27 protein-coding genes are annotated in these 25,265 nt (G+C 50.0%); 9 read left to right on the top strand and 18 right to left on the bottom strand.

Annotated features, from left to right (window positions below):
• Positions 1-114 precede the first annotated feature (114 nt).
• On the top strand, positions 115-969 hold the full coding sequence (locus L0665_RS04970) for an ATP-binding protein (RefSeq protein WP_274924597.1): 855 nt from the start codon (positions 115-117) through the stop codon (positions 967-969).
• A gap of 293 nt (positions 970-1,262) precedes the next feature.
• Here the strand turns inward: L0665_RS04970 and L0665_RS04965 are convergent, their stop codons facing one another.
• Both L0665_RS04965 and L0665_RS04960 read right to left on the bottom strand, forming a co-directional pair.
• Positions 1,263-1,418, bottom strand: coding sequence for a DUF1328 family protein (locus L0665_RS04965; RefSeq protein ID WP_274924596.1), 156 nt, complete (start codon positions 1,416-1,418; stop codon positions 1,263-1,265).
• 12 nt (positions 1,419-1,430) lie between these two features.
• Positions 1,431-1,655 carry a hypothetical protein gene (locus L0665_RS04960; RefSeq protein ID WP_274924595.1) on the bottom strand — a complete coding sequence of 75 codons (225 nt, stop codon included), beginning with the start codon at positions 1,653-1,655 and terminating at the stop codon, positions 1,431-1,433.
• A 127-nt stretch (positions 1,656-1,782) separates the two neighbouring features.
• On the opposite strand from L0665_RS04960, the gene L0665_RS04955 reads away from it, so the two are divergent.
• The gene (locus L0665_RS04955; protein ID WP_274924594.1) at positions 1,783-1,965 is read left to right on the top strand and encodes a hypothetical protein; all 183 of its coding nucleotides are present in this window, start codon (positions 1,783-1,785) and stop codon (positions 1,963-1,965) included.
• Between the two features lie 158 nt (positions 1,966-2,123).
• Here the strand turns inward: L0665_RS04955 and L0665_RS04950 are convergent, their stop codons facing one another.
• The 5 genes from L0665_RS04950 to L0665_RS04930 form a co-directional block, all read right to left on the bottom strand.
• Positions 2,124-2,393, bottom strand: coding sequence for a hypothetical protein (locus L0665_RS04950; protein WP_274924593.1), 270 nt, complete (start codon positions 2,391-2,393; stop codon positions 2,124-2,126).
• A 212-nt stretch (positions 2,394-2,605) separates the two neighbouring features.
• A complete protein-coding gene (locus L0665_RS04945) occupies positions 2,606-3,418 on the bottom strand; it encodes a potassium channel family protein (protein WP_274924592.1) in 813 nt (270 codons plus the stop codon).
• A gap of 179 nt (positions 3,419-3,597) precedes the next feature.
• Positions 3,598-3,807, bottom strand: coding sequence for a hypothetical protein (locus L0665_RS04940; RefSeq protein ID WP_274924591.1), 210 nt, complete (start codon positions 3,805-3,807; stop codon positions 3,598-3,600).
• Between the two features lie 53 nt (positions 3,808-3,860).
• On the bottom strand, positions 3,861-4,385 hold the full coding sequence (locus tag L0665_RS04935) for a DUF1269 domain-containing protein (protein WP_274924590.1): 525 nt from the start codon (positions 4,383-4,385) through the stop codon (positions 3,861-3,863).
• 331 nt (positions 4,386-4,716) lie between these two features.
• The gene (locus tag L0665_RS04930) at positions 4,717-5,004 is read right to left on the bottom strand and encodes a hypothetical protein (protein ID WP_274924589.1); all 288 of its coding nucleotides are present in this window, start codon (positions 5,002-5,004) and stop codon (positions 4,717-4,719) included.
• A 95-nt stretch (positions 5,005-5,099) separates the two neighbouring features.
• Here L0665_RS04930 and L0665_RS04925 point away from each other — a divergent pair, with 95 nt between their 5' ends.
• Both L0665_RS04925 and L0665_RS04920 read left to right on the top strand, forming a co-directional pair.
• The gene (locus L0665_RS04925; protein ID WP_274924588.1) at positions 5,100-5,672 is read left to right on the top strand and encodes an HdeD family acid-resistance protein; all 573 of its coding nucleotides are present in this window, start codon (positions 5,100-5,102) and stop codon (positions 5,670-5,672) included.
• A 145-nt stretch (positions 5,673-5,817) separates the two neighbouring features.
• Positions 5,818-6,300, top strand: coding sequence for a CBS domain-containing protein (locus L0665_RS04920; protein ID WP_274924587.1), 483 nt, complete (start codon positions 5,818-5,820; stop codon positions 6,298-6,300).
• A 621-nt stretch (positions 6,301-6,921) separates the two neighbouring features.
• Here the strand turns inward: L0665_RS04920 and L0665_RS04915 are convergent.
• Positions 6,922-8,091: a cation:proton antiporter gene (locus L0665_RS04915; protein WP_274924586.1), complete on the bottom strand. Its 1,170-nt coding sequence runs from the start codon at positions 8,089-8,091 to the stop codon at positions 6,922-6,924.
• 437 nt (positions 8,092-8,528) lie between these two features.
• On the opposite strand from L0665_RS04915, the gene L0665_RS04910 reads away from it, so the two are divergent.
• The gene (locus L0665_RS04910; protein ID WP_274924585.1) at positions 8,529-9,248 is read left to right on the top strand and encodes a DUF2202 domain-containing protein; all 720 of its coding nucleotides are present in this window, start codon (positions 8,529-8,531) and stop codon (positions 9,246-9,248) included.
• Between the two features lie 42 nt (positions 9,249-9,290).
• Here L0665_RS04910 and L0665_RS04905 read toward each other — a convergent pair whose 3' ends face one another.
• From L0665_RS04905 to L0665_RS04895, 3 genes are all read right to left on the bottom strand, one after another.
• The gene (locus tag L0665_RS04905; protein ID WP_274924584.1) at positions 9,291-10,103 is read right to left on the bottom strand and encodes a ZIP family metal transporter; all 813 of its coding nucleotides are present in this window, start codon (positions 10,101-10,103) and stop codon (positions 9,291-9,293) included.
• Positions 10,104-10,253: 150 nt separating this feature from the next.
• Positions 10,254-10,805: a DNA protection during starvation protein gene (dps, locus tag L0665_RS04900; RefSeq protein ID WP_274924583.1), complete on the bottom strand. Its 552-nt coding sequence runs from the start codon at positions 10,803-10,805 to the stop codon at positions 10,254-10,256.
• A 275-nt stretch (positions 10,806-11,080) separates the two neighbouring features.
• Entirely contained in the window at positions 11,081-13,285 is a 2,205-nt protein-coding gene (locus L0665_RS04895; RefSeq protein WP_274924582.1) for a PAS domain S-box protein, read from the bottom strand.
• 468 nt (positions 13,286-13,753) lie between these two features.
• Here L0665_RS04895 and L0665_RS04890 point away from each other — a divergent pair, with 468 nt between their 5' ends.
• Positions 13,754-13,993, top strand: a complete 240-nt coding sequence (locus L0665_RS04890; RefSeq protein WP_274924581.1) for a DUF5654 family protein — start codon at positions 13,754-13,756, stop codon at positions 13,991-13,993.
• A gap of 283 nt (positions 13,994-14,276) precedes the next feature.
• Here L0665_RS04890 and L0665_RS04885 read toward each other — a convergent pair whose 3' ends face one another.
• On the bottom strand, positions 14,277-14,489 hold the full coding sequence (locus L0665_RS04885; protein WP_274924580.1) for a YwbE family protein: 213 nt from the start codon (positions 14,487-14,489) through the stop codon (positions 14,277-14,279).
• Between the two features lie 615 nt (positions 14,490-15,104).
• On the opposite strand from L0665_RS04885, the gene L0665_RS04880 reads away from it, so the two are divergent.
• Entirely contained in the window at positions 15,105-15,731 is a 627-nt protein-coding gene (locus L0665_RS04880; RefSeq protein ID WP_274924579.1) for a response regulator, read from the top strand.
• A gap of 75 nt (positions 15,732-15,806) precedes the next feature.
• Positions 15,807-16,697, top strand: coding sequence for a DNA glycosylase (locus L0665_RS04875; RefSeq protein ID WP_274924578.1), 891 nt, complete (start codon positions 15,807-15,809; stop codon positions 16,695-16,697).
• 14 nt (positions 16,698-16,711) lie between these two features.
• Here L0665_RS04875 and L0665_RS04870 read toward each other — a convergent pair whose 3' ends face one another.
• The gene (locus tag L0665_RS04870) at positions 16,712-17,938 is read right to left on the bottom strand and encodes an adenosylhomocysteinase (RefSeq protein ID WP_274925720.1); all 1,227 of its coding nucleotides are present in this window, start codon (positions 17,936-17,938) and stop codon (positions 16,712-16,714) included.
• Positions 17,939-18,123: 185 nt separating this feature from the next.
• Between L0665_RS04870 and hisF the strand changes: the two genes are divergently transcribed.
• On the top strand, positions 18,124-18,930 hold the full coding sequence (hisF, locus tag L0665_RS04865; RefSeq protein ID WP_274924577.1) for an imidazole glycerol phosphate synthase subunit HisF: 807 nt from the start codon (positions 18,124-18,126) through the stop codon (positions 18,928-18,930).
• Here the strand turns inward: hisF and pheT are convergent.
• From pheT to L0665_RS04840, 5 genes are read right to left on the bottom strand one after another with little or no spacing between them, the layout of a single operon-like run.
• A complete protein-coding gene (gene pheT / locus L0665_RS04860) occupies positions 18,899-20,527 on the bottom strand; it encodes a phenylalanine--tRNA ligase subunit beta (protein WP_274924576.1) in 1,629 nt (542 codons plus the stop codon). The genes hisF and pheT overlap by 32 nt on opposite strands.
• Complete coding sequence (pheS, locus tag L0665_RS04855) at positions 20,527-21,963, bottom strand: phenylalanine--tRNA ligase subunit alpha (RefSeq protein ID WP_274924575.1); 1,437 nt, start codon at positions 21,961-21,963, stop codon at positions 20,527-20,529. The genes pheT and pheS overlap by 1 nt, the downstream gene beginning before the upstream one ends.
• Positions 21,963-23,219 carry a tryptophan--tRNA ligase gene (locus L0665_RS04850; RefSeq protein WP_274924574.1) on the bottom strand — a complete coding sequence of 419 codons (1,257 nt, stop codon included), beginning with the start codon at positions 23,217-23,219 and terminating at the stop codon, positions 21,963-21,965. Before L0665_RS04850 ends, pheS begins: the two co-directional genes overlap by 1 nt.
• A gap of 13 nt (positions 23,220-23,232) precedes the next feature.
• Positions 23,233-24,228, bottom strand: a complete 996-nt coding sequence (gene endA / locus L0665_RS04845) for a tRNA-intron lyase (protein WP_274924573.1) — start codon at positions 24,226-24,228, stop codon at positions 23,233-23,235.
• Between the two features lie 52 nt (positions 24,229-24,280).
• Positions 24,281-25,144, bottom strand: coding sequence for a deoxyribonuclease IV (locus L0665_RS04840; protein WP_274924572.1), 864 nt, complete (start codon positions 25,142-25,144; stop codon positions 24,281-24,283).
• Positions 25,145-25,265: the final 121 nt, after the last annotated feature.

Here is a 25,265-nt window from a genome sequence, read left to right as displayed (position 1 = left end):
ACCATGCCGGGAAAACATGACCCTGGCCACCACAGCTGTGCTCAGCTATCAGACCTGAATATTTAACTGATGAAAACAATCTGGTTACTATCCGGCATCCGGGAGTGAACACACATGAAACGGAAGATAATCAGTATTGATGAAGACAAATGCACGGGGTGTGGTGAGTGCATCCCTGACTGTCCGGAGGGGGCTCTTCAGCTCATAGACGGAAAAGCAAGGCTCGTAAGCGATCTCTTCTGCGATGGTCTGGGGGCCTGCATGGGGACATGCCCGGTGGGGGCAATCACGGTCATCGAGCGGGAAGCAGAACCCTATGATGAGAACACGGTGATGGCAAATATCGTACGGCAGGGGAAAGGGGTAATTATTGCCCATCTTGAGCATCTTGCAGGCCACGGGGAAACAGAACTGTATAATCAGGCAATTGAGTACCTGATAGAACACGGCCTATTCATTCCTGATCATAATCCGGCAGTTTGTTCTCCGAAACCTGAAGAGGGGAGCAAGAGTCCGTTTGCTACGTGCCCGGGAACTGCAGCACAGAATATTGAACGCGATACACATGGCACTGGGCAACGTGTCCCATCGGATGATGCACCATCGGAACTGCGACAGTGGCCGGTTCAACTTACCCTCCTGAACGCATCGAATCCGTATTTTGACAACGCCGATCTGCTGATCTCAGCTGACTGTGTCCCCTTTGCCTATGCAGGTTTTCACACAGAGTTTCTGCAGAACAGGATTCTTATCATCTTCTGCCCGAAACTGGATTCGGATATTGACGGATACGTAACGAAACTGGCGGATATCTTCTCTCTCCATACGATAAAATCGATCACCATCGCCCGTATGGAGGTTCCATGCTGTGGCGGTGTGCGGTATGTCGTTGACCGTGCACTGGAGAAATCGGGTAAGACGATACCGGTTATGGAGAAGACGATAACCATAAAGGGCACGGTTGAGTAACGTTTCTCACACATTCATTTTTGATGATGAACGGGTGACCTGGTTATTTTTCACACGATGAAGTTCCGGACGGTTGTAGATACACTATGCACATTTATGATGATATGGCGGTGTGATACACATCGCTTCGGTGATACGTGTTCCGTGAGGGCACACCCGATTCGATTGAAAAACGGTAAAATGCTGAAAAGGGTAAACCTATGATCGGGTTGACTTCGGAGGAGTTGGTCCTGTCTTATTCTGGCCACCGGCATGTCTGTATCCGATCTCTGATTTCTGTCCTCAGGAATCCTCTATAATATGAACGTGATTATCGCAATTATTATAAAAATAATGACGAGCCATTTTGCGATACCCATCGATAAACCGGCTATTCCCCGTGCTCCCATTATGTAAAATACCAGTGCAAGGACCAGGAAAATTACCGCAAGAAATATTAAATCAGCCATTTTCCTTTCCTGTTACTTTTTCTTCAACTCTGATTTCGCCTCGTGTACCTTAATTTTAGCATCCGAAACAGCTTTGTGGGCACTGATTTCTATATCATCCGATACTTCCTCTGTTTTTTCCGATGCATCTTCGAGTGTGTTATGAATAGCCACCTTTGCATCATCATATGTGGCATGTGCAGCCACTTTTGCGTCATCTACGGCTTTGTTAACCTTTACTTTTGTTTTGTCAGTCATTTTGTTTCCCCCTTCTGACCCTGATAATGCCTGCGCATATTAATCTGGGAATTAGTCATATCAGAGCAGTCGGCATATGGATGAGTCAGTATATATACCATTCTCCCACGATGGCGAAACGGTATGAATGCGACATTTGATGGGCAGTTCATTCGCCCTTACCGGTATCGGTTCTAATACAGACGGTACGGCCTTCAGTGCCGCTATCTCTATCTCTCCTGCGGTGCAGATCACTCACTATCCACATGACCGGGAAAAAAGAGAAAAAATAGTGGGGTGGACAAACGAGACCCTGAGAATACCCCGATAACAGAGATCATGGAGGTGGATTTTGCCCGTGTGCATACGGAGACGCCGGTTGCCGACATATATCGGTCCTTTACGGGGATGTGATGTGATGATATCATCGTCTGTGATGGAGATGACCGATTTTTGGGGTAATCACCCGGATGGATCTCCTCTCCGGCATTACGCCGGGGATGGGTGTCCGGAGCAGGCAGAAACGGGGGTGTCTCGAATGTATCCACAAGAGTGCGGCCCTTCATGCCGGGGACCTGATGACCCGCAGCCATGTGAGAGGACAGTGCCTGCAAAATCCACCATTGAAATGAAGAGAGCACTGATGGCGATGACGACACCCGACTGTCCAAACTGATTGCCAAGGATAAATGCCAGGATGATAGCAGTGATTCCACGAATCCCCAGCCTGACATCGAATCCTTCACGGTTGATATTCATGCACCCGTCCCCCCCTTTTTGGTCCTGCAGGCTCTTTACTCGTTTTCCGTACAGAATATGCGGCAGATATACTGGTGGTATGGGTGCATGAAACTGTATGAAGATAGCGAAGGGAGACCTGTCCAGATCCCATACAAACAGGTGTCCCTTATTGAAATTCCTCATCAATTCCCCTCTCCGGTTCGCACCCTATTTCCTTCCCGGACGACATCTTATGTCTCCACCATGCCACTGCCGGATGACATTTCATACTGTTCCAGCCGCTGGAGGAGGGCGGCTGTCAATTCCTGCTGTGCATCGAGACGAGCCAGCAAAATATCGATTTTTTGTTCATATGTTCCCGGCGTCTCTCCGGATGGCTTATCTGTCTGTTTCCTGGGGGAGACCAGTTTAGTAGAGAGAAAACCTGCAAGTGTTCCAAAGACACCCACACCTGATATCATCAGGATGATGGCAATGAACCGGCCGGCATAGGTCACTGGATAGAGATCGCCATACCCAACCGTTGTGATCGTCACAAAGGACCACCAGATGGCATCCATTGCGGAGAGAATGGATGCATGGTCTGCCAGCCGTTCGACATGCAGAATCAGGATGGATCCGATTTCGATGATTAGGATAATCCAGAGAATGATGACGTACAGTGCTCCTTCTGCCCTCTTTGCCGATAATTCATCGGCCATTTTCTCAGCCCTGAACTGGTAAAGTCCTTTCCCGGTTATCGCAATCCGGTAGAGACGGAATATTTTCATGCCTGGAAAAGGAACCGATGAGATGAGATCTGCCCACCCTCCATAGCGAATCAGGTACTGCCATTTCCCATCTGAAGAAAAGAGCCGGTACAGGAAATCCCCGAAGAAAACCACACTGAGAAAGAGGTTCATTATCACCACCACGTTCACAATATCAGGCTGAAAAAACAGGAGTAGGGATATGCATAGGTTTGCAACCGCAAGAAGAGAGAGGGAGAAAATAAAACTGTCGTATATCAGTCCTTTATTGTCTGTACTGGTCACCGTTGCCATGAAGCGCAGATATGCACTGACACTATAGGAATGTTTGTGACCCTTTGAATATCAGCATATCTGAGATGCAGTATTTTCCGGAAACAGATGGCATAGAGAGGTGCTGGAGAGATATCTCCGGCATCTCTAATAAATGAGTGTTGCTGGTGTTCAGGCTACAGATATGTTTCCTGTGTTTGTTATCCCTCGCCAGGTTCCGGGGGTGGTGGGGTAATTCCCCACTTTTTCATTTCCGCTTCAAGTTCTTCATCTGACAGATCATCAAGTTTCTTCCCGGTGGCCTGTTCAATCTCTGCTTTGTGCTTTGAGCTGAGCATGGCAGACATAGCCATCCAGCGTCTTCGGGTCCGGCGCCGTGCTCCACCCCGACCCAGCGGTCCAAGTCCCATAAATATCATATCTCCTGTTTCTTCTCCGGGTTATCCGGCTGTTTGTTCTTCTCTCACTCCTCGAGTTCTGCCGCCTCAACCGCTGCTGCAAGTTCTGCACCAACCATTACAAGCGATTCCGGGGTGACGATTCCCTGCGCAATGGGTATAGCACCGGCATCAATGAGTGCTTCTTTTAATTTAATTGCCCAGAGGTGCTCAAAGAGCATAATCGCAGCAGCGCTGTTGTTGGGAATGGCATCGGCAACCTCCATGATGTCCTCATCCGTAAGACCAAAATTGCGTTCGGCAACCGCGAGAGCGCCGGCCTCGATGCCCGCTTCCATACCTTTCTCTCCTGCTGCTCCAAGGCCGATGAGACCCCCGACCACAGCACCGAAACGGATCCGTTCTTCGTCAGAGAGATCTGTTGCTTCCAGTGCTGCAATATCTCCATTATCATCCTTCCAGACGAACTGCAGATCAATTAGTCTGATAATTCCCTTCTCCCTCGCGGATTTAAGCTCTTTGAGTATCTGTCCATGAAAATCGGGGTCTGCAAACCCAACTGCTAACAGGTGCATTGGACCATATGTCATTGTTTTTCCCCTCCTGTATGTTAGGAATAATCGGTATTCCCGCGTCAAAGGGGGCAATCATAATATAAATACCAATGCCCGGCTAATGGGCGATAGATTTCCAAAATATTCTGTATATGATTTTATTTCCTCGTTTGGTAATGCATCGAAATATATTGGTATTTGCATCGCCTTTCTTGTGCTTCGTCCTCTCTTACGCTTCATTATGAGGACAAAGCGCCCTCTTCTCTGACGCAAATGAATAATCCGTGTATTTTCCTGCCCGGTGGTGGTCATTTGCGTATTTTCCTGTCTCCCGGGTAGTAGCCCCCAGATTTCACTAAAATTCATTTTATAATAGCATGTCAATTATAGGCGTACTTGCATTGCTTCGCTGTAAATATTGCAACCCGGCATGTGAGAGGAGATTGAAACTGAAATGTTGGACACACTCCCCGTCACCCAGTTGATCCTTGGATTCGGGTAAATTGCCGTTCTCATCGAGATAATCGAGCACCCGGACGCCGGTGAATGTGAGGTTCGCCGCACTGTAGCTGAGTACTGACGGGAGACCGAGTGCGAGGATACCGGCGGATGGACTCGGCTTCAGAGAATTTTTCCTGGACCCTTTCTGTTCCATTCAATGGGGGTAATTATGAATTGAATCGGGTTCTGGCTGATGCGCCGAACACAGGTATAAATAATTGAATGAATATTCCAATGCGAGGTTATTGTATGACTGAAGTTATGATGTACGAAGAATCAATATGTGATGTGAAGTGGGGAACCTATGTCCTGCTCGGGCTGCTCTCCCTGATCTTCGGTATTGTGATCTTTATGTATCCAGGCATTACTGCGGCGGTTCTGGTTATGTTTTTCGGTGTCCTGGTGATCGTGCTTGCTTTCATGATGCTGGTCATGGCATTGATGACTCCCGGAACGACAGCCCGTCCGACATGGCTCCTCTTAGGAGCGATACTCGGGTTCATCATCGGGGTCGGAGCCGTCCTTGCCCCCCAGTTCTTCGGGGCGATCCTGACCATCATCATCGCTGTGGTACTGTTCATGATTGGTCTCATGAACGTGATTATTGCCATTTCCGAAAAGACCTTCCCCCACCGCTGGTTGCTCTTTTTTATGGGTTTGCTCTCAGTCATCTTTGCCATCCTCCTCATGGTCTATCCGCTGATAGGGTCTTTCATCGTGTTCGGCGTTCTGATTGGGATATATTTCATATTCTATGGTATCCTCTCTATTATCGCCGGATTTTTGCTTCGAAGCGTCAGGAAAGAATACTGCAAAGCATGATTTCTCCCAAATATCCTTTTTTTGCGACCATGAATTATCAGGAATCATATAAGGCAGGTCTTCCGAAGGTCAGGTAAAATGATATGACGATGTCTCTCTCCCCCGCTATCTATATCTCCTGTGGTGCAGATCACACATAATTCACATGATAGGGAAAGAGGAGAGAAGTGGGGAGGAAAAATCAGACCCCGAAGAAACCCCGATAACAGATATCATGCAGACGGATTTTGCCCGTGTGCATTCGGAGACGCCGGTTGCCGACATATATCGATCCTTTACCCGGAAGGGATGTTTTGATATCATCGTCTGTGACGGGGTTGGCCGGTTTCTGGGGATTATTACCCGCATGGACCTTCTCTCCGCGATAACGCCCGGGATGGGTATTCGAAGCAGACGTAAACTGGGATGTCTCGAGTGTATTCACAAGAGTGCGGCCCTGCATGCCAGTGAACTGATGACACGGAGCCATGTAACAGTGTCTGCATCTGCCACCGTTGCAGAGACCCTGCAGGCGATGGAGAAGAACCGGCATCCCGATGTGATTGTGGTGGACAACGATGGGATTGCCCGTGGTCTCGTTGAAATGTGTGATATTATTACGTTTCTCGTCCGGGAAGGGGAGATCTGATCAAGACCATTCACAGGATTTTTGCCCCCCTCCCCCAAGTGTGATGGTTCTCACACAGAGGAGTGGTGGGCAGTTTCGTCCCTCCTGTTTCGTTTATTTCGGGGGGGTTGTGCGTGCTGAAAATGTGTTCACACCAATGGAAAAAAGAGAATTCCTGAAACATTGTGACCCATACTATTCAGCGAAGAGCCGAAGAAAATGTGTGTACGTGGGAAAATCTGTTTGGATGAATACTGGAAACGGGGTCTCCTTTCTTACCCTCTGTTTTGTCACCCTGTGTCCACCCTCTTTGCCTCCCTGTGTTCGGGAATTGGATGGTAAATCTGACATATTTTCTGCTCATCTTTACTGCTGAAAAAACACGGCTTTAATGCCTTTTATTCGCTAAATATACGGTGGATTGCTGACTATTGTGCGGTCGCAATTGTTGAATATTATGAGAGGATGTATTGTCTGTCTCCGGTTGAGATCGGCCCGCTCCGGGCTACTGTGTGGACACGTTTTTCCGGGGCAAAAAAGAAGGGAAATCACTATTCTGCCAGACATATGAGTTTGTGCCGGCTCTCTTTCTCATCTTTTTCTCTTTTATGTGTGATCTCCGTTTTTCGAATGTATTTTCCTTCAGGGGGATTCCTTTTCTGCAATTTTTGCCCATGCAAATCCATGTTTCATCAAAAGAGGAGTGAAGATGATTGTTGCAATCACCATCACGGTCACGGCAGAAAAGAGGGCACTTCCGATCACTCCTCCGACAAGAGCTACCTTGGCAACGACGAGTGCTATTTCTCCTCTTGGTGTCATCCCAAGACCGACGAGGAGTGCCTCTGCTTTGGTGAGGAAATGGAAAGATCCTATGTAGCCCCCGATAATTTTGCCCCCAATAGCGACCACAATGATAGGGATGATGTAGGGAGAGAGAAAGGTCTCCCAGGTGAAACTGAAGAGGAGACCAACGGATGCAAAGAAGAGCGTTACAAAAAACCCGAACCCAAAGTCCATCAGGCTGTCGAAGAGCGGACGGTCGCGTCTTATTTGGTCGCCGAGAATGAGGCCTGCTACAAATGCACCAATTGAGTAGTGGAGTCCCGCCGTGTGAGAGAGCCAGGCGCTTGCAAGAGCGAGGATGATGGCAACCGAATAGACCATCTCGTGGGTTTCGGTCTTTCGTGCGAGGTCGAAGAGCCAGCGCAGAACGCGGGGTGCGATGAGGACGAATACCACCAGAAATGCAATGCCGATGAGGATGCCTGCAGAGAGGGAGCCACCTGCAAGTGTGGTGCCCTGCATTGCCACCGCAGAGAGGATGCCCAAGAGGAAGATGCCGATGATGTCATCAAGGACAGCAGCGCTGACGATGGCGGTTCCGAGGACGGTGTTTAACTGTTTGTAATCTACAAGAATTCGGACCGAAACGCCGATGGAGGTGATGGAGAGGGCAATTGCGAGGAAGAGCGTCTCCGCCTGGGAGAAGTTCAGCAGGTATCCCAGAAGTATCCCGCCTGCGAAGGGGACGATGACGCCTGCAACGGCTGTGGTGACTGCGACATTCCGCCTCTCCAGAAACGATTTCAGGTTCATCTCCGCACCACTGACAAAGAGAAGAGCAATGATGCCGATATCAGCAAATACCTCGATTGTCTCGTTTGTCGTCACCCATCCAAGAAGAGAGGGTCCGAGGAGAATGCCTGCAGCAATTTCACCGATAAGAGCCGGGTAGCCCATCCGCTCCACGAGTTCGCCAAAGAGTTTGGCACAGATAAGGAGGAGAATTATCTGGAGGATGACATCCATTCAATGGACTATCCGTTGTATGGGATAAAAAGTGCTTGGGATTTTGGTGCCTGAAATGATCTGGGAGCCAGTTCTGAATATTTGTCTTGGAATCAGGAGGGTGGTCTCGATATGGGGGTATTATGGGGAGGCGCTCATTCCTCCGGTCATCTGTGTTATGCACAACTGTCGATGGTGTGAACGGCAATGAAACCGAAAACGACTGCACCTGAAAAATTCATGGTTTTTTGGGATTGGTGTGGGAGGAGGTGGAAAAAATGGATATGAGAAGCGGATATATTGGCAGATATTGGCAGATATTGGCAGATATTGGCAGATATTGGCAGATATTGGCAGATATTGGTGGTTTATTTCACGAACTATGCCATTACCCTGCTGTTTTTCTCTTTCTCTCCCTCCAAAAGGGTTATTGCTTTTCCCATTAAGAATGCGAATCTATGAAAATCGTGACACTATGCAGTGCAGCTGCTCTCATCTGCATTCTGGTAATGGTGATGAGTGCCGGTTGTACCACTGATCAAGAGCAGGAAACTGCCTCACCAACTGTTTCTCCAGGTGAGGAATCCTATACAACGGCCTTTGATACCAGTGTTCTTGAAACGAAACTGACCGCTTCCTCATCTGGCGAGGCACTCTCAACAGAAGAGGTTTCAGATCTCCTGTACATGCAGGAAGAGGAACGGCTTGCACGTGATGTGTACGCAGTATTCTATGAGAAATGGGATATGCAGGTTTTCAAAAATATCGGTGATGCGGAGCAGACACATATGGACAGTGTGAAGGTTTTGATCAAATGGTATGGACTAGATGATAATTCGTCTGAAATTATTACCCCTGGAATATTTTCCCATTCAGAACTGCAGGAACTCTATGACGATCTGGTAGAAACCGGGCTGCAGTCTCCCGAAGATGCCCTTCGTGCTGCCGCTCTCGTTGAGGAGACAGATATCGTGGATTTGCAATATGCGATGAGCCGGACTGAAAATGGGGACATCCGGTATGTCTATGAAAATCTGATGCGGGGTTCCGAAAATCATCTGCGTGCCTTTGTGCGTAATCTTGAAGGGCGGGGGGAATCGTATTTGCCTGTGGTGCTGACTCAGGCAGAGTATGATGAGACTATTTCAGCATCCGTTCGTCCGGGCGGATTTTCCTGATCGGATGTGGGGTTTTCTCTGTGTTCCGGTCATTAGTCTGCTTCATCCCAGCCCCACATCCAGGATCATCATCACAACAAACCCAAGCATTGCCCCAAAGGTCGCTGCATCAGCGTTTCCATTATGCTGAGACTCAGGGATGACCTCTTCGACGACGACAAAGATCATGGCTCCGGCGGCAAAAGCAAGGGCATAGGGTAGGATGGGGCGGGCGATTATCACCGCGGCTGCTCCGATGACGGCTGCAACCGGTTCAACCAGACCGGAAAGCTGCCCATACCAGAAACTTCTCAGTGTCGAAAATCCCTCCCGCCGCAGCGGCATCGAGATGGCCATACCTTCCGGAAAATTCTGGATGCCGATCCCAATCGCAAGGGCAAAGGCTGCGGCCAGGGCTTCTGTCGATCCCACAGCAAGAGCACCGAATGCCACACCCACAGCAAGCCCTTCGGGGATGTTGTGCATTGTGATTGCAAGGACAAGGAGTGTGCTCCGGGGCCATGATGTCGGAATCCCTTCTGCCTCCTCTGTGGGAAATCCGATATGAAGATGGGGAAGAATCCGGTCAATGGAAGCGAGGGCCATTCCTCCCAAAATGAACCCGACAGCGGCAGGGAGCCATTCGGGAATGCCCAGCCCCGCCGAAAGCTCGATTGACGGCAGAAGGAGTGACCAGAAACTGGCAGCGATCATCACGCCTGCAGCAAATCCCAGCATCACATCGAGAAACTTCTGGTTCACCTCCCGTGTGAGAAATACTGTTCCCGCCCCGAGGGCTGTCATTCCCCAGGTGAAGATTCCTGCGACAAGTGCCTGTGTTACCGGGCCGAGTGTCAGGAACATCTCCCACATCATGGCTCACCCGGTGTAATCGGATTATCTCTCCGGAGGATACTACCATCTGCAGATGATGACCGCTTTGGAACCCGGGGATGGGTGAAGATCCGGATATTATCTGAACTTCGGATGGGGTTCATAAAAATGGGATGATTGAATCTTCTTTTCCTACCGCAGGAACTTTGATACGAACGGTGATGTCTCCCCCCGCCTGAGGAAATGCCCGGACGGCCCTTCGCCGAGGAACTCTGAGAACCATGATTCATGCTCAATCTCTTCGTGGAGAATGGAGAGTGCAAGGTCATAGGTACGGTGATCCTTCCCCGCTGTCAGGTTACATACATGAGTGTACTGCCGCACCGCACACTGTTCTGCCTGAAGGAGCACCTTCAGAATTGCCATCACATCGGTTGGGTCTGCCGGAAGAGGTGCTGGCGGGCACCCGGAGATGTTATGGAACTCCACCATGTCATCCGGAAGTTTACCCCCCAGTTCATAAATCCGGGGAACCAGCGCCTCGAAATGATTTCTGTCTTCGATTCGCGCGGTTTCGGCGATCTCTTTGAGATTCTCACCTTCAAGGCCAATCAGGTTGACCCGGAGAATCGTATAATAGTAAAAGGTTGTCAGCTCTGCTGCCGCATTTTTCACCAGCAAATCAACAAGGTGATCGACATCGACACCGGCATCTTCAACCATTTTTCGTGTAACTGTTGCCATATTTGTTTCACCCCCATGAAACGATGGTTAGTATCTTTCAGGACTGAAAAAGGTATGTGAGGCCAGGCAGCCCGGCCCGGTTGAAAAGGGCCTGTCCCTCTTTTTTAGACACTATTTATTCGGCATCACCATGAATGGAGCGAACGAAATGAAACGGGAATGAGAAACGGGAGAATGATTGCAACAGATGACCTGTCTGTTCTTTCCGGAATGTGCGTGTCAGATGGCTATCATAAAAAAAGCATTAGTATATCATTTTTGCTGTATTCGGCTCATTATGGTGGATTTTCTGTCAAATGACGCCATCCTCTGGCCGGCACTATCAGTTCGAAGCGGGCGCCTTCCCCTTGCACCCCTGTTTCCCGGATGGAAATCCCTGTCAGGTCAAGGATGTCCCGGACCAGAAAGAGGCCATGGCCATGCCGCCGGTTGTAGGTTGGCTGCAGTATTGCTATCTTCTTATCTTTGGGCACACCTGCTCCGTCATCCTCAATGGTAATACAGAGTTCACCTGCCTGTGTCTCATGGGTACTGGCAGATATCTTCGTCAGACCTTTGGCATGCACAAGGGCATTTCTGAAAATATTTGAGATGGCAGGTGTCAGCAGCTGGTCGGCATATATTTCGATGGGGGGGACGTCAATTTCAACACGAATTTCCTTCGGGACATTCATCTGCTGGCAGCCCTCCTCAATGACCTGCCTGATCACCTGCCATTCAGGTGGCAGGTTGCCGAGTTCCTGATATTCCTGAGTGAATTCAACCTCCCGTTCAATGCGGGTAATTGCCTCTTCCACAAAGGTGAGACAGGGCGTCATACTTGCGGGGTAATCGGCTTCATTGATTTCAAGATAGCCTTTTGCGGTTAACACATCGTTCAGGATGTCGTGCCGGGTAATCCTCGATAAGAGGCTGAGTTTGTGGTTGGCAAGCCTAAGCGCATCCTCTGCCCGTCGGCGTATCGTGATATCCTCGACAATGCCCAAGACTCCGGTCACTTCACTGTCTTTAAATAGCGGTGCTATCCGGTAGCTCAGGCAGGGATCGTCCCTCCATTTACTCACATACTTCAGTTCGCCGTTAACCGGCTGTTTTTCCCTGATCGCCGTCCGGATATCATTGCTGATTCCTGATTCCTGGAGGAGCGGGTAATTTAGCAGATTGATCTGCTCTGTTGCCTCTCTGGACGGTGATCCGAGGATCCCGAGGATCTGCTCGTTGACATAGGTGATCTGTCCATTGGTATCTGCCTGAATGAGGCCGATGGGGATATTTTCGACCAGTGTGCGGTATTGTGCCTCATTCTCCCGGAGGGTCTTCTCTGCCTGCTTTCGGTCGGTGATATTCCTGACGACTGCGATGATGCCCGCCCCATCCTCCCGGAGATTCAGCGATGCTTCAAACCACTTTTTTTCATCATCTATTCCAAGGGGATATTCATAGGTCTGCGGTTCTCCGGTATTTCGCAGGATTGTTGCTGCGACGATGTACTGCTCATAAATGAATGGTGGCAGAACATCTCTGAAGTATTTGCCCAGGAAATCCTCCGGCAGGGCATAGAGCCTTCCTTTGTTGTGGTGTACACCAACAAACCGGTCCTCCCCGTCGATGACAAGAATAATATCGCTCAGGGAATTGAGGAGAGTCCGATAGTTCTCCTCCTGTTTTCTGAGTGTCTCCTCCATGAGTTTTCTTTCCGTAATATCAATGACTGAAATCAGCCCTGCCGGACGGCCCTGATATTCTGTTGTACTCCCCATAAGGTGAACCCAGACTTCTTCTCCCGTTTTTTTCAGAATTTTGAAATCATAGACTTTTTCGACATTTTTCCCTTTTTCTCTTAACTGCCCGCGTTCCTTTACAATCTCCAGGAATTCCGGTGCAACAAATTCCCAGATCTGCATTGCACATATTTCTTCAGCCGAAAAACCGCACATCCTCTCGGCCGCCGGATTTGCATAAATCCACTGTTCATCCTGATAAAGGAGGATGGCCACTGAAGTGGAATTTGCGAGATTTCTGAATTTTGCCTCGCTTTCCTCGAGACGGCGGTTCTGTTCTTCGAGTTTATTTAGGGCTTTCTTCATCTCTGCATAGGCTGTCCTGGCTTTTTCTTCAGCCCTTCTCTTCTCCACTGCATGAATGATTTTGGACTTCAGTTCGGCAAACTGGGATTTTGGGTCACCTCCCTTCTGGAGATAAAAATCGGCCCCCAGATTGAGTGCCTCGATGACAACCTCCTCGCGTCCTCTGCCGGTCAGAATAATGAATGGTATGGAAATTCCCTGTTCCCTGATACGGGAGAGCAGTGCAAGGCCGTCCATCCCCGGCATCTGGTAATCGGAGACGATGGCGTCAAAAGAGTCGTTTTCAAATAATTCCAGAGCAGTATCTCCCGATGGTGCTGTTTCGACGGAGAACTGTATGTCACGTTCCAGAAAGAGCCTCGCGATATCAAGCAGGGCTGGTTCGTCATCCACCAGGAGAATCCGGATGGGCATGTATGAAAATGGGATTGGGTAGATAATAGAACTGCCGTTCTTACTCTGTCTTCAGTGATACATCGTCTGGTACTGACAGTATCCGGAGAAAAAAAATCCTCGGTAAACCTCATTTTCTTCAGAAACTGATTCCCTTTTCCTCCTCTCCAAAAGGATTGTTGTTCTTCCGATGCACAACGCCAGTCTATGAAGGTCAAGGCAATTTGTGGTGCAGCAGCCGTCGTCTGCATCCTGGTACTGGTGATGAGCGCGGGCTTTACTATGGGTCAGCAACAGAATACTTCCCTACCGGCCGGAACGTCAGGCGAGGAATCCGGTTACTGAAATGAAGCACCTCATACGAAATTCCTGAATCCCGTATGGATTTTCGGCAATTCTGCCCTGTAAGGTATCTGTGCCATCAGACTGCAATAGAATAATATATTTTCTCGTGGTATTGTCCCTTCTATGGCAGTAAAAGGGGAAGTAATTGAAAAAATTGCGGCACTGTTGACCGTTGCCTTCGGTTTGGTTGCCGCCCTTGCATGGAATGGAGCCATTCAGGCTATCTTTAAAGCAGTATTTGGGGATGCAGAAAATATTCCTGCGATGCTCATCTATGCAATCATTGTTACCATTGTCGCGGTGATTGTGACAATATGGATTGGGAGAATGTCTGAAAAGGCCAAAGGGGAAGAAACAGCCTGATTCATTTTTCCCTATCTCTCTATTTTTGGTGTGCAGTATTCCGGAATATCCCGGGGATAATCAGAAGGTACTTTATCGAATAATCCATATGAAAATGTCTTCCTGAAACGGAAGAATGGACTGTTATTACTGCTACCATTACTGCTACCACCGTTATTTCATTCTCTCTTATTTTATCCCGGCATACATCCTGTAAAAGGGAAAATTGGGAATTATTGAATGAAAATGGTTCGTCTGATATTCTGGTTCCGGCATAGATATTCTGATGATCTGGTTCTGGTGCTCATGCGTCTTCGATGAATTCCTGCACTCGTCCAATCTGCCCGTCAGCCAGCCGCACCTTAATTCCATGTGGGTGGGATGATGAATTTGTGAGAATATCTTTAACTATACCATCTGTCAGTTTCCCGGTTCTCTGGTCTTTTTTCAGGACAATCCTGACTGCATCCCCCGGGGAGATATTCCGTCTCTGCCTGCCGTCACGTTTATTTTCCATCTTCCTGTCTCCTCGTATGGTATCGTAAATAGTGTGCCTTTTTTATTTGTGGTATCAGGGGAAAAGGGTGCGGGCACATGCAGATCAGGAATAAATCCGGAATAATAAGTATCTTTTACATTCCAATCTGTCTGTTACAAAAGTCGGGTGGATATTCATTTATACTGTGTGTGATGTGGATGTGTGTATGTGTTTAAATAGCAATTTTTTGTTTTGTATATATCTTTATTCAATTACTGGGGGTGTGCATGGCAAATCTATATATACTGTTATGATTAAGTAAGTGTGTTGGCTTCTCTGCCTATCCGGGGGGGATGGTAGGGAAGTCCCGCTTTTTTGTGCAGTTTGTATGGTTGGAATTTTTTGCATATCGTTGTAATTTTTAGATGTCATTTTACTGGCATAAAATATAGATGTGGGAAATCAGGATTGCATCTTAACCTGTTGATGGTCTGAACCGTAAAAAAAATCTTTGAAATTCTGTATCTGTCTGTTGTTTGTTAATTGCCGGGTTATAGTGGTGTGCTTCACAATGATGGTGCAGCAGATTTGGTCCTCATTTCTGCATTTTCCGTCGGATCAAATTTTAATACTATCCCCTCCCTAGGAATGGTGATGAAATATGAGAGCTATCAGAGTTCTCTGAATGATGCGAAGATACTCATTGTTGAAGATGAGGTTATCATTGCAATGGCTCTCGAAGATTCAGTTCATGACTTCGGGTACCTGGTCGCAGGGCGGGCAACAACAGGGCAGCGGGCAATAGATCTTGCCATGGAAACACAACCTGATCTGGCCCTCATTGACATCCGTCTGGATGGAGATATGGATGGCATTGAGGCGGCAGAGAAGATCTCCGGACGTCTGAATATCCCGGTTATTTTTCTTACTGCTTACTCTGATGAAGAGACCCTCTCCCGGGCAATACGGACGAATCCGTATGGGTATCTGATAAAACCAATCCGGCCGCGTGAACTCTATACAACAATTGAGACGGCTATCTACAAACACCGGGCATTTGTTGCAGAAAAAGCCCGTGTTGCCTGTCTCTCCGCGGTAACAAGTAAACTGGAAAATCCGGTTGAACAGGTTAAAGCCAGTCTGAATGGTCTTGTCTCAAGTATACAGAAAGGCACAATGGACCTGGACGATGTAGAGGTTATTCTGCACGCACAGGTGGATGAACTTGAACGGGTCCGGGCGGATCTTCGTGAACTCAATGATACCATATTCCAGGCCTGACGTTTCCCTCTTGGTCTGGCCGGTAATCGCTATTTATTTTGAAGAGCCGGAGGGAAGGTATATGCAGGACTATGTATGACAGACAGAACAGAGATGTCGGCGTATGAGGTTCGCGTGTTTGAACCTGAATTCCCGCTGAATCTGGACGTTACCCTTTCCTGCGGTCAACTCTTCCGATGGAAGAAGCAGGATGATACCTGGCAGGGAGTGGCCGATGGCAAACTCATAACCCTTCGTCAGGATGGAAGGCAGCTGCACTTTTCCGGCTGTTCTGAAGCCTTTCTTATATCATACCTCCACCTCGACTGTGCCCCTGAGGACATTGTATCCGGATTCTGCTGTGATACTCATATTACTGATGCAGTAAGCCGCACCAGTGGCCTGAGAATTGTCCGGCAGGACCCATGGGAATGCCTGATCTCCTATCTCTGTGCCCAGAATGCGAATATCCCGTTCATCACCCGGATGATAGAAAATCTCTGCCACGCCGCAGGGGAATCTATCACAGCACCGGACGGGACTGTTTGGTATGCGTTTCCCACACCGGATGCCTTATCCGCCCTTTCCCTTGAAGAGAAGCGTGGATGTACCCTCGGATACCGGGCACCATATATTCACAAAACTGCTGCTGCCATTGCTGTTGATCCCGGGTGGGCTGACCGTATCCGAAAGCTGCCCTTTGAAGAGGCACGCAGGGTACTCATGGCCTATCCTGGTATCGGGCCAAAGGTAGCAGACTGTGTGCTCCTCTTCGGTTTTCAGAAATATGAGTCCTTTCCGGTGGATACCTGGATGCGGATGATCATGCACCGGCTCTATGGTGTTGGTGATCCGGAAAAATCGTTCACTCCCGCAGAATATGATCGGATACGCCGATTTGCGCAGGAGCGCTTTGGGCCGTATGCAGGGTATGCTCAGGAGTATCTCTTCGCTATCCGTGAATCCTATGCAAATGGGAAATTCTGAGTTTAAAAAAGGAATTAAGTGCCTGCATTCCAGGAATGCAGGTATATCTTCTGTTCTTCTGTGAGTTCATCGATGGAGACGCCGAGGGATGCCAGTTTGAGATATGCGACTTTTGCATCAATTTCGTATGGCACGTCATAGACCCCGCTCTTCAGGCTTCCGCCGTTTTTATACATATACTCTGTGCAGAGTGCCTGCAGTGCAAAGGATAAGTCCATCACTTCCACCGGGTGACCCATGCCTTTTGTGGTTGCGAGGTTGACGAGTCGCCCTTCTGCAAGCACACTGATGCGGTTGCCGTTCACAAGATACGTGTCGATGCTGTCCCGTGTCTCTTTTGTCTCTGCATGTTCTTCCAACCACGGGATGTCAATTTCCACGTTGAAGTGGCCGGCGTTTGAAAGAATTGCACCATTTCTCATCAGCGGGAAGTGTTCCCCGGTGATGATGGAGGTGTTGCCGGTCGTCGTCACAAAAATCTCACCGATGGCCGCTGCCTCTTTCATGGTCATCACCTGATAGCCATCCATGTGTGCTTCAAGGGCACGGCGAGGATCTACTTCGGTGACGATTACCTTTGCACCAAGACCGTGTGCCATCCGTGCCAGTCCGCGGCCGCAGTAGCCGTATCCTGCTACCACAAACCACTTTCCACCGATGAGGGTGTTGGTTGTGATCATGATGGAGGAAAGAGCGCTCTCACCTGTGCCATGAATATTGTCAAAGGAGCGTTTCATCGGGGTATCGTTAACTGCGAGGACCGGAAACTCAAGGGCGCCTTCGTCTGCCATTGCCCGCAGGCGCTGGATACCGGTGGTTGTCTCCTCGCACCCGCCGATGACACTTCCAAGGAGATCCCGTCGAAGTGTGTGTATACGGTGGATGAGATCCATACCATCATCAATGGTGACATTTGGGGACGCATCGAGGACCTTGTCCATTGCGGCATAATACTCCTCTATATCGCACCCGCGTGTTGCATAGCAGTGCACTCCGGGCACCCGTCCGAGTGCCTGTGCCACATCATCCTGCGTGGAGAGAGGGTTGCATCCGGTGATGTGCACCTCTGCCCCGCCGGCGGCCATTGTCTCTACAAGAACCGCAGTTTTTGCCTCCACGTGGAGTGCCATACCGACGGTGGCCCCTGCAAGTGGTTGTTCTTTTTCAAACCGCTTGCGAATCTCTGCGAGGACTGGCATGTACTGCCGGGCCCATCCCATCTTCAGTTCTCCTGAGTCCATAGTCATATTCACAATCCTGAGTATCGTATGTGTTTTGACGGTTTAAGGTAATTTTTATTATACTGAAATGGGGAGTGGATGTCAGGTTGGCAATGGTGTTGCAACCGTATCGGTGCATCGTATCCACACCGGTCTCATACTGATACACAATAATCATATGTCCACCATACACACCATGTACCACGATGGCTCTCACGAAACGTATCATTCCGTGCCTTGATCTGAAGGATGGCAGGGTTGTGAAAGGGGTTAATTTTCTTGGTCTGCGGGATGCCGGTGACCCGGTGGAACTCGCGGCCCGGTATAATGAGCAGGGTGCTGATGAAGTGGTGTTTCTGGATATCACCGCATCAAAGGAAGCCCGCGGCATTATTATCGATGTGATTGAACGTGCGGCAGACAAGCTCTTTTTGCCCCTCACAGTCGGCGGTGGCATTCGTTCCATTGATGACATCCGGGAGATTCTTAGGGCAGGTGCAGATAAGGTCAGTATCAACACCAGTGCTGTGCAGAATCCAGAATTAATATCAGAAGGGGCTGTCATGTTTGGGTCACAGTGCATTGTTGTCGCAATGGACGTACGCAGGAATGATGAAATGCGTGAGGGAGCCACACCCATCACCATGCTGGATGGGACAGTTGCATGGTATGAAGTTGTCATCTACGGCGGCAGTCACCCTACGGGCATCGATGCGGTGGAATGGGCAAAAGAGGTCGAACGTCGTGGTGCAGGTGAGATTCTTCTGACATCTATGGAGACAGACGGCGTAAAACAGGGCTTTGATGTGGCGGTGACCGCGGCCGTATCCGATGGGGTTGGCATTCCGGTGATTGCAAGCGGTGGTGTTGGTACCTTTGAACACTTCTATGACGGCTTTATGGTGGGACATGCTGATGCCTGCCTTGCCGCAAGTGTCTTTCACTTCGGTGAGATGACGGTAAAAGAGGTAAAAGAGTATCTCAGAGACAGGGACGTCCCTGTACGCATCTGAGATCTATTTCCATTGCACATACTGGTGCGTCCAGTTCAAAAGCCCGGATGACATCCGGGTTTAATTCTCCGAATACTCCTGTCTTTTTTCCGTCCACGATAATATCAGCCCTGCGTCCGGGAATGAATGCGGGATCTGCTGACTCTTCTATTTCATATGCGATATGCATCTCCCGCATCAGGGCGTCTGCACAGGCGTAAATCTCGGAGAAGTCTGCTTCCGTGTGGATACTCACTGTAGCCACCTTCTGGAAGGTATCTTCTCCTTCCACACAGTCACCAATGGCAAAGAGGCGCTGCGGCAGTTCACGGTGGTGGTTTATCTGGAGTGTCTCCACAAGCATCGGAAGAATGTCGGTGCGCATGACCGTCTGCTCCTCTGAAATTGGGCGCTGCAATCTTAGTAATCCGGGATTTATTTCACGCTGCATCGCTGTGTAGAGCACACGAACGTTCGTAAGGGTGAAGGGCATCATCTCTAAAAACCCAAGACCTGCGAGAATTTCACGCACACCGTCCATCATGACCATCACCGGGTGTGGTTTTCCCGTGGTGAATGATTCCGGCAATGCAGCATCGAAGTTCTCGAAGCCGTACGAAATTGCCACATCCTCAAAGATGTCCCAGTCATGCATGATGTCAGAACGGTAACAGGGCACAGTGACCCGAACCTTTTCCTCTCCGTCTGCAACAGCTCCAAATCGCATGGTCCGGAGATGGGCAACCATCTCCTCTGCAGTGAGGGGTATTCCCAGGAGGCGGCGGCACTCGTCTACACTGACCATGCGGATAGAGGGTGAAAGGGAGGGCATCGGTGTACCGTCCACTTCAACACTCTCGATGGTGGCGCCGGCATCTGCAAGGGCGGTGCAGATGTTGTTGACCGCGGTCATTACGGCTTTCATATCTGTTCCCGTGCAGTCGAGAAGGATATTCTTTGTTTCTGTGGTCACTTTTGTGCGTTCACCGTTGATGATTGGCGGGAAGGAGAGAACATTGTCCTCTGCATCCGTGATGAGGGGGAACCGTTCATAGTCCCGGACGAGGTGGGCGAAGTTAACACCTTTCGGATGGTGTTCAAGTATTTCCTCCATCGTCATCTCTTCAGCAAAATCAAGGGGTACAAAAGCGCGGTCACGCGGTGCTGCCTGATAGTAAAACGGTGGTGTGACGGTGTCCAGGTCATGCACACCAATTGCCACCTTGCCGCGTCCACGGCCAACTGCCCAGTGCAGAGCTTCCTGCAGACCCATGAGGCTCTCGATGGCCTCTTCGTTTAACGAGACGTTGCGTATGACAGCAGACCCAAGGAAGGGCCGAATCTCCGCAAGGCCGGGGTCAACCCGGAAGCTGATGCCGGATGGGGTGATGGGATATTCATTGATGCCGGATTTCAGTCCTAAAAATCCCTGCATGGCTCGTGCGACACCTTCGGTGGAGAAGAGGTCAGGCCGGTCAGGGAAGAACTCCACATCGATATGATCCTCTTCGATACGTTCGATGTCGGCACCGATCATCGGCACCCGATCGATGATGGTTTCGCGGTCTGTGCCGGTCAGTGTCTCAAGGTATTCGTATGGCAGTTTGATGATTGGCATTAGTCTTTCCCTCCCTGCATCATGGGGGTGTCACGTATCCAGTCCACATCACTCCGGTAGAGCTGACGCAGGTCACGCAGACCCATCTTCAGCATTGCAACACGGGATACGCCGAGTCCCCATGCAAGCACCGGGTATTTCACGCCCCACGGGTCGGTGACTTCCTCACGGAAGATACCAGCTCCGCCGAGTTCTACCCAGCCAAGACCGTCAACAAATACTTCCGGTTCGACCGATGGCTCGGTGTACGGGAAGTATGCCGGGCGGAAACGGACATTTTCAAATCCCATTCTGCCATAAAATTCCTTTAAAAAGCCCATGAGATGACGGAATGAAACATCCTTGTCCATTACGATACCTTCGAGCTGCTCAAATTCCGGGGTATGGGTGGGGTCGATGGCCTCACGCCGGTAGACTCTCCCGATGCAGAAGGCCTTCACCGGTTCATAGGGGTGATCCTTGAGGTACTGGATAGAAAGACCGGTGGTATGGGTTCGCAGGACATTTGTCTTTGCTTTGGCGGGGTCCCATATACCGCCCCATCCGACGGATGAGGTGGTGCCGCCATGTTCATGGATGTCACGGACGGCTTCCCAGTTTTCTGGCAGGGGTGTGGTGCTGTCCAGATAGAAGGTGTCCTGCATCTCCCGTGCCGGGTGGTCCTGCGGCTGGAAGAGGGCGTCAAAGTTCCAGAACGAACTCTGCACAACATCTCCATACATCTCAATAAATCCCATCTCAAGAAGCACATTGCGCATCTCGTTAATGAGACGCTGGTAGGGGTGAATCTTGCCGGGAATGATACGTTTCGGGAGTTTGTCAACACTGTAACGGCGCAGATTCAGGTCTTTCCAGTCACCTGAGAGGATCTGTTCGCGGGTAAGGGTGCCAACCTCTTCTCTCAGGTCAAGGCCTGCTTTTACAAGGGCTTTTCCGGTTTCTGTTATTGCAATTAAGTAGGTGGTGGTCTCGGCCTCTTCTGCAAGGCCACGTTTGACGAGTTCCAGTACGCCTTCCCTGTTTGCGTCAGGGTCACGGAGTGCTACTTCATCTGCACCTTCCGGTGCATCGCCCGTCTTTTTTACCAGCCCTTTTTCGATTATGACCCAGCCCTTCTTCTTCATCCAGCCGATAGCAATGCGGGCGAGTGGATGTGCCTGCATGTCTTTCATACTGATTTCATTCTGGAATGAGGCATAGACCTGCCGTTCCGGGAGACCAAGGGTGGCATACTGCTCCCCTTCTGTGGAAAGTGAGTAGCTGACGGTGACGGTTCGGTCAAGGGTGGCAATGCCTTTGTCAGCGCAGAGGTGGGCAAACTGTACCACGGCTGCTGCGGTTGTGTTCAGTTCTCCGGCAATGATGTCTGGTGTGGCCTCTTTTATTGTGTTTAACACCACCATCAGGCGTTTTTCATTATATGTCAGTTCAGCCATTATCGCTCATCCACCTTATGTTCCGCTTCGTCCATTTTTTCTTTAAAATCAGAGAGGAATTCTTTGACCCGTTCGTATGTCGCCTTCTTGCAGGTGCCGCACATCAGTTCACCTGCTTTACAGGCCCGGCAAATTTCAGTGAGTTCGTCATCATCTTCCACCATGTGGAAGAGGTTGAGAAGATAGACTGAACATTTATCCGGTTCACCGCCAAGCTTTTTCTGTTCCTCAAGGGTCATCCGGCCGCCGGTGAGGGCACCCATGATCTTCTTTTTGACCGCCTTTTCCGTGTCACAGAATCCGATAAAGCTCTCCGGGGCACTGGACGACATCTTGCCGCCCTGCAGACCCTGCATGAAGTAGTGATATGTGGCAGATGGGGAATAGAATCCGAATCCGCCATATTCAATCTCAATGGTGCGGACTGTTGCATCCACTTCAGGGAGGTTGCCACCTTTTATGTCAACATGCCCCTCGTATTTCTTTGAACCGGGGAATGCCTTGTGCACAGCGGCAAGTGCTTCTTCAGGTGCGTTTTTGGAGCGCACACTCACATATCCGTCCCGTTTCTCGACCGTGAAGAAGCGGAGTTTGTGTGCGACGTCACGGGTGAGGCGGATGTGAGGGTCCTGGTCAATGCCCACCGGGACGATGGTAGGTGCGGGTCCAATATCTGCCTGAGGGAAGAGGATATCTGCGACCTGTGTTGCGACACTCATTGCGTGTGCGAGGGCGGTTTCCTGGCCAAACCCATAGATTGCCTGCAAGTCAGAGAAGTTCATCTTTATTGCCGCTTCAAAGGCGAGGTCTTTGAGGCGGTTATTGGTGCTCTGGTAGTAGGTATCTCCCTCATATCCCAGTGCATAGAGGCAGGTGAGATACTCTCTGCCATATTCATTGCATTTGTCCCATGAGATATTGCGCACGGCATGTGCCTCACGGTCGGCGACTGCTACATAGCCGTTTCCGCCCTGCTGCACGTGCCAGGCAACCTCCTTCATCACCATCAGGTGGCCAAGATGGGGATGCCCGGACGGCATAAACCCGGTCAGGACATGAAAGGGTGTGCCATTATTCATCGCATCCACGATGGGGCGGTAGTCCCGATGCCCAATTACAATACCCCTGCGCATAAATGTGGGGGAATTGCGGATTTCCGGAAGCAGGGGCTCAATCGGTTCAATTCCAAACTCTGTGAAGAGTTTATCCGTGTCGATGGACTGGTTTGCAGACCATGGGTTAATCTCAGACTGCATAGAAACAGATCACTCACAATTTGATTCGCGCAAATTCAACGAATTCAATACCATTTTGTTCGGCACATGCAAAAAGCATCTTCTTCCGAACACTGTGCGCCAACCGGACCGACCGTGATATCACACTCATGGGGAGGGATGCATTGGGGGGGAGGGCATGAACCAGCAGTTCGGAATGCTTCTTCTCTCCTGAGTAGACACGGAAGTGGTGGCCGAATTTGTATGCAGTACGGGGGACATGGCCCTGGGAGCGCAGGTATCTGTAGACCTGAGACTTTTCTTTCCATTCGGCGTCCTCTTTTGGGATATCATTCCGGATGACTTCTCCGTTTTCGTCTCCTGCTAAGGTGAGGCATCCGGTGTCCAGCAGGTAGAGGGTCTCCATAGGGGAGAGCATGAGGTGTGCAGTGTCGAGTTTTGTGCCAAACCACAGGGAGTCAGGGAATGCTTCGGTATCCTGGGTTATAACGGAATTTCCTGCACGAATCGCGGTCACCTTTGGGATCTCCGGTGCGGGGCCTGTTTCCTTCAGGAGGTCGGTCTTCACATCATAATAGGTGAGTTCGTCTTCGTCGTCGACTGCGGCGAGGACAAACTGTTTGCGCATGTGAACCGCTGATTCCACTTCCCCTGCGAGGTCACGGAAGGTGATGAGGTCACGTTCTGAGAGCACACGGATGAGAAAATTTGTTCTCCCTGTGCCGGGTCTTTCTCCCCGTCGGAATACACGGAAGTCCTGAGGGCCGGGCAAAATTACATAGCCTCTTTCCCGCATATCCCGGTATACCAGAAATCGTCGCATAAACCCGGGCCGGGATGAGAATTCTGATATGAGTGACTCGAAACTCTCACCTGCTACCGTGATCTTATTTTTCAGCACCAGATACAGGGCCTCTTCCGGAGATAGAGTGAGCCCTTCATCTGTCTTCCGGCCATACCCGCTCTGGTCATACAGGGCATGCCCATCCTTCCCAAGCACCACCGTGGTGCCGTCCCGTCTTGCCTTCACTGTCTGTAAAATTGGGGGTAATATCTTAAATAGTTGGGTAGGAAGGTATTCATCAGACTGATATCTCCTGTTCCTCTCCTGCTATTTTTCGGACACATGCAATATTACGCCGGTCATCCCGGCGGTCATCTATCGGTGTTTCACAGATAAACGGGAGGTTTTGCAGTGCCGGGTGGGTGACCACTGAACGGATGCCTTCTATACCTATTGTTCCAAGGCCGATGTGTTCATGACGGTCACGCCTGCCATCGAGTTCTGATATCGTATCATTGAGGTGTATAACCTTCAGGCGTGATAGGCCGATTGTTGCGTCAAAGTCTCTGAATACTGCGTTTGTGGTCTCCACTGTCCGGAGATCAAAGCCTGCCGCAAATGCGTGGCAGGTGTCAAAACAGACGCCGACTGGTCCGTTGCCGCCAACTCCTTCCATGATGATGACGATCTCTTCAAAGGTGGTGCCAATGCTGTTTTTTGTCCCTGCGGTATTCTCGAGGAGAATCATCACGTCTCCTTCCGAGGCATCTGCTCCCTTTCCAATGGCTGTTATTGCCCGTTCCTGTGCCTCTTCTGTTGGACTTCCGAGACTGCTGCCCAGATGGGTGACAAGATAAGGGATGCCCAACATGCGGCAGCGCTCCACCTCCCCAACAATTGCTTCAACTGACTTTTCCCAGACGTCAGTCCGTGGTGAGGCGGGATTGGGGAGGTAGGGCATATGCGCCACAACCGGGTCGATACCACTTTCTTTCACCACCATCCGGAAGGTCTCTGCTGCTTCTTCTGTTAGGGGTTTTACTTTCCAGCCGCGGGGGTTTCTGGTGAATATCTGGAAGGTGGTGCAGGACCGCTCCTCTGCACGGGATACTGCCTGTGCGAGAGATCCGGCAATGGAAACGTGGCATCCGATATTTATCATGGCGGGTTTGAAGAGATCTGTAGTCCGGCGGCAAAAAGGGATGGCATACCGACCAATGAACTGCCTGTAGGATTCCGGGAAGGTGAGGGTGGAATCGTAGGAGGATATACAAAAAGAGAGT

Source organism: Methanogenium marinum (assembly GCF_028912405.1).
Classification (GTDB): Archaea; Halobacteriota; Methanomicrobia; order Methanomicrobiales; family Methanomicrobiaceae; genus Methanogenium; species Methanogenium marinum.
This window is presented reverse-complemented; position numbering and strand designations above follow the sequence as displayed.